Source organism: Nocardia sp. 2TAF39 (assembly GCF_052114905.1).
Classification (GTDB): Bacteria; Actinomycetota; Actinomycetes; order Mycobacteriales; family Mycobacteriaceae; genus Nocardia.
On the sequence record NZ_JBFRFQ010000098.1, the window covers coordinates 1 to 5,641 of the forward strand.

Consider the following 5,641-nt stretch of genomic DNA (forward strand, 5'->3'; position numbering starts at 1 on the left):
GTTTGGGTTTCGGTGCAGGACCCGCTGACGGTTCTGGGGGTGACGGTGACCGGGCGGGAGTCCGCGGATGTGCCGGTACGCCCCGACGGGGCGCTGCCCGCTCATGTGGCGCAGCTGCTGGGTGCCGACGTGGCGGCGGCGGTAGAGGATGTCAAGGTCGGGCGTGGCACTCCGCCGCGGCGGGGGCCGGATGAGGTACTTACCCCGGCGGAGGCCCGGCAGCGGATCGGCGTAATTCTCGATGGCGCCACCGAGATCGACCCCGAGATGCTGACGTGGACGCGTGTGCTGGCCGAGGAGCTGGTGAACGGTGATTTCCGATTCGGGGTGGGCCGGGAGATGAGCTCAGGGTACGGCTTCCTGGACATCGCCGATACGGGTGGAAGTGTCGCGTTCGAGGTGGCGCTGCGCGACCGTGAGCAGAAGATCATGGTTCGGGCGCGTCTGGTCGAGGGGAACTCGGCTCGGGAGGAACTTGCCCGCCGGGTGGTCGGGCTGATCGGGGCCTGGACCGACCATGCGGCCCGTGACACCGCCCTGGCCACTGTCAATACCCGGCTCGACGAGTTGCTGGCGGAGCAGTACGGCGACGGGACAGTGACGGCCACAGTGCATGATCACGCGCCGGAGCGGCGATTGGTTCTCGAGGTCCGAACCAAGCGGATGGGGGTGCAGTTCGAATACTCCGAGAAGTCGGGCAGGCTTACCGACGAGAACATTGCTACGGCACAGCGCGGTCCCACCCGAACCGGCCCGGGGGTTTCGAAGATCACTGGGGAGCCGGGACACGTGCTCGGTGAATTCTTCACCCGGCCCAAGCGGGACAAGAAGGGCCGGCTGCTCACCGAAACAAATGGGCTGCTGCCGGAGAACGCGCAACCGGTGCCGTTGGTGTGGAGCATCGACTCGGCCGCCCGAGCACTTGCGCGGAAGTTCGCTGGGGAATTGGTGCAACAGGGCGGTCGGCTCGAAGTGTCGACAATGGTCACCGATGAGCAGGCAGGCACCTTGAACATCTGGGATGCGCAGGACGCGCTGCTGTTGGCCGTGGTCATGCATCCCGGTAACTCGTCGATCAAATTCAGAGTGCAGATGTCCGGCGCCGACCCGGCCCGGATAGACATGCTGCGTCGGACGATCGGGCTGATGGATGCCTGGGCATGGCACGACGAGCGTGCTACATCCGGGCGAGCCCTGCTGGCAGAGCTGGACACATTGCAGGAGTCGGAATTCGGCACGGCCACGGTGACCGTCGAGGTGCGCGGCCCGGAAGCGAATGACGCGACAAACATGATGGGTAACCGTCGACTGGAACTGGGGATCCAGGTCGACGGCGGCGATCACCGGACGCTGCGCTACGGCGAGCGTGAAGGGAAAATGGCCGAGCTGGACCGCGGTGGCCGCGGTGGCGCGCGGGGGATGACAACGATTCGATCTGATCTGCTCAATCTGTTCAATGCCACGACCGATGAGCCGCAGTTCGTGCGACCGGAGGAGCTCGTCGCTAAGGCGCGGGACGGCGATGCCTACGCAGTGATATCGCTGCTGGAGCAGTTCCGGGCGCGAGTCTGGGCGGATCAGGTGCCGACCGAGGTGGTCGAGACCTGGCTGGTCGGCAGCGAAGTGGATGCCGAGCTCGCGCAGCAGCTGCAGCGGGTAGCCGAGGAACTCGGTTTCGACCGGACCCGCGTCGTGGCCGCCAGGCGGACTGTGTGGCTCGACCGTCAGACGCATTTCGACCAGGACACCCGGGATTGGCTGCTGGAACTTTTCTCGGCGCTGCCCACCGACGCGGCCTGGCGGCTCAGCGTTCTCGGCGTCGTGTCCGTCGTTATCGGCAACGATCTGGTGTTCGAGGTGGATCCGCACGACGGCGAGGCCAAGATCATGCTGAAATTGGCCGAAGCAGACCAGGTTCGCCGGCACGCGGTGGTGCGGCTGATCGAGATGGTCGGCGGCTGGCGGGACTTCGGGGATCGCGACATTGCGGTCGAGGCCATGTCGGGCAAGCTCGAGGAGCTGACGGCGTCGGAATACGGCGAGCTCGAGGTGAATATCGAGCTGGCTGGAGCGGTGAACGACCGATCGATAACGCTGACCTTCACTCCGGCCGCGCACAAACCCGACAAGACCAAGTTCACCTATACCGAGCGCAGCGGCGCGATCAGTGTTCGGGTCAACAGCAAACCGATTACGCCGGTCGCTTTCGGTGCGACGCACGATGTCGTTACCGAAGCCGGTGACCAAGACCTGATCGCCGAACTGTTCGGCAGTCCACGCGGCGATACCCGGGCATTGGAAACTGTGACGCCGGTGGATCCGCGGGAAGTGGCGGGCATACGTTCGCGGGTCGAGTCGCGAGCGGCGGCACGGGACGTCGCGCCCGACGTCGTCGTGCGCTGGCTGGCCGGTGGTGAAGTGGATCCAGAGGCCGCAGCGCAATTGCAGGCGGCGGCAGTGGCATTCGGCTATGTCCGGGTACCGCAGCTGCCGCTGTGGCGGGCAGTGGCGGTGGAGGCAGGGCTGCCGGTGGACACGGTGCTGTGCGTGCTGAAGGGCATCCCGGTGCGACCGGACGTAGCCGCTCTGGTGACCACCGCCGCGGTGGAGCACGGGCTGACTTTGCCGTCGACGGTCGCGGTCGACCCGGATGCCTACCCGTACCCGCATCCCCGGACAACGACGGCGGAAGTTGCTGCCGCGGCCGGAGTTTCGGTGGCAACGGTGGAGGCGGTGGTCTCCCGGCAGCAGCCGGTGGACGACCAGTTCCACCGTCGTGCGCTGGGCGCAGCGCTCCAGCTGCGCTACCACCGGCTGCCTGGTGAGTTGAGTGAAGTGCGCGGACGTACCGGGCAGGTGGCCGCGGCAGCCGGGCGGAGCGAGGCTACGGTTGAAATGTTCCTCGACGGCTGGCTCGCCCCGGAGACACCGGAAGGTACCGCGATTATCGATGCCATCCAGCCGATGGCAGGTGACCCGGCAATAGTCGGAGACATCACCCCACGGCCGGTGTTGCCGATCGATCTTGATGCGGTGGTGGACTATGCGGCCGGGGAGACCGCCTGGAATGCCTTCCGTAGTCGGGTGGATGCGGCAACCTCCGATGCGCAGCCGCGCGCCCAGGTGTTGCAGCGGTTGTGGCAGGCCCTCGACGAGCCGAAGCGGCAGTTGATCCTGCACACCATGGCCGATGAGATGCTCGAGGACGAGCCGCAGCTGCCGGATGTGCTGGCCGACCAGGTGCACCGGGCTCGGCTGGCGTTGGAATGGACACAGGTACGACGCGAAGAACCGACAGCGGAGAACCGGGCCCGGTCGCAGGAGTTGGATGCCTGGGTGCACCGGCTCACCGCGGCCGAGATCTGGGCCGCACAGCTGCCCGGACATCCATTGGTGCGGTTGCTGAGCTTCGCGCTACCCGGCAGCAGCGGCACGACGATGTTGGTGGTCGGGCACGGGCGTGCCGAGGACGACAAGGTCACCGAGTGGGCGGATGTGCATATCGCCTCCGGACCTGCGCATGTGGTGCGGCACAGCACCACCGGGTTCGGTCCGGCAGACCCGGATCTGCTGCAGACCATGAAGATGGCGGCGTTGCGGGCGAAGCAGGGCACGGAGTCGTTGTCGGTTCTGGTATCCGCGCCGCATGCGAAGCGGGCCGGTGCCATCGCGCAATTCTTGACCGAGCACACCGACCCCGCGGCCGAGCCACGGTTGGTGCTGACCGAAAGCCGCAGCGCTGGACTAGGCGCGGTGGCCGGGCTGCGCACCGCCGCGGAGTTGCGCCGGTGGCGGCCGGCAGCCCGGCAGATCGACTCCGCCGAGGCGGCGCAGCTGCCCTGGCCCAACGATCCGATCGGCACCGTGGTCACCGCGCTGCGGGGACTGGGCTTGCCGCAGGTGGCAGGCACTCGGATCAACGTCGGTGACGAAGCGGTCTGGCAGTCGCTGCCGCCGTATGTGCAGGAGTTGTTGCTGTCGCCCGAGTACGCGGTGCACTTGAATGCGATGGCTGCTGAACTCGGTTTCGCGCTACCGCAGCTGCCGCTGTGGACCGTGGTTGCCGAGGAGGCTGGGTTGCCGACCGCCCGGGTGGTGGCCGCGGCAGTCACGGGGCATCCGATCGCGACACAGTTGCGCGGACTGCTGCGGAGGGCCGCGTCGCGCCAGGGTCTGGAAATGCCGGAAAATATTGCAGCGGAAGCTCAGCCGATTACACCGGCGGACCACGAGACGGTGGCTCGGGCGGCGGGGGTCGACGTCGACACGGTGCGTCGGGTGCATTTCGCTCTCGACCTGCCGATCGAGCAGCGGGATTGGATGGTGTTCGCGGTCGACATCTACTTGCGTGGCACCGGCCTTCCCATCCAGTTCTCCGAGTTGGACATCTCCGCAAATGCCATAGCCGTCGCCGCGGGGCTTTCCGATGGGACGGTGCGAGAAGTGTTGGGCGGCAGGCAGTCGCCGCTGTCGGGAGACGGCCGGTCGGTGTTGGACGCCATGGTGCGCTTGGTGGAGCAGCGCCGCGCCGAGGGAAGCCGGACGCTACCGTCGCCGCAATCGTTGGCGAATGGCGACGGTAGCGTCGAGCCCGCACCGAAACGGCTCGTGACGCGCAGTGGTGCGGTGGCGTTGCCGGAAGCCTCGAAGGCCAACCAGGTAGCTGCCAAGGCCAAGGTGAAGCGGTCGGATGTGCGCGACCTGTTGGCAGGCCGCGACGTAAACCCGGTGACCGAACAGGCGATCCGCCGGGCAGCCGCCGAGCTCGACTACACCGTGCCGAAGCCGAAGTCCGCGGTGGCGGTGTCCTGGCTGGCAGATGTCGACAACTCGTCGGTCAGCAGGTTGAAGAACAACCAGCTGGTGGAGATCGGTCCGGAGCAGTTGGTGGCCTATCTGGCTGCTCGGTTGGTGGGCCTGCAGCTGCCGCAGTTGCCGCTGTGGCAGGCTGTCGCGGCCGAAGCGGGCGTTTCGGTGCGGTTGGTTGCCGCTGCCGTCGAGGGACATCCGGTGCCGGCGGGTCGTTTGCGGCGAATCCGGGCCGCCGCGCGGCAGCACGGACTGGAGTTGTCCACCACCGCGACAGCGACTGAGTTCGAGGTGAGCGCCGGGCACGTCCGGACCGCTGCCGGTGCCCGCGGTGTGGCGACGGTCGAGTCGGTATTGCGCAAGAAGGAGCTGGCCGGCAACGCGAAGGAGCTGGCAATCCTCGCTGCCGCAGTGCAATTGGGCTGGCAGGGCATCCCGGAGCAACTGCGGACGGTTGTGGCGGACCCGCAAGCGATCGCCGATAGGGCGCAGATAGAGCTCGAGGCTGTCGAGCAGGTGCTCGCCGGCATGGTCCCGGCCGATCGGGACGTCTTCCGGCGGGTTCTCGGCGTCATCCGCAGCCTGGCGTATCCGAGCGAGTCGGAGCCGACTGCGCAGCGCCCCGAATTCGGAATCGTGATCGGCGAACCGCCCGCGGAGGCGACGATTCGGTCCGCGGAACTAGACTCCGAAATCGCCACGGCTTCATACGAGTTCGCTGCCATCCACGCCTCGGGGGCGGAGATGCAGTGTGTGCCGGTGGCGGGGCGGGGTGCGTGGGCGGCGGTGGGGCGGCCGGTTCCGGAGAGTTTGACCGGGGAGGCGGACCGGT

1 protein-coding gene is annotated in these 5,641 nt (G+C 67.3%); it reads left to right on the forward strand.

Annotation, left to right across the window (positions count from 1 at the left end; genetic code table 11):
* Window positions 1-39: 39 nt before the first annotated feature.
* On the forward strand, window positions 40-5,641 hold a 5,602-nt coding region (locus tag AB4Z47_RS30270; protein ID WP_441956071.1), incomplete at its 3' end, for a hypothetical protein.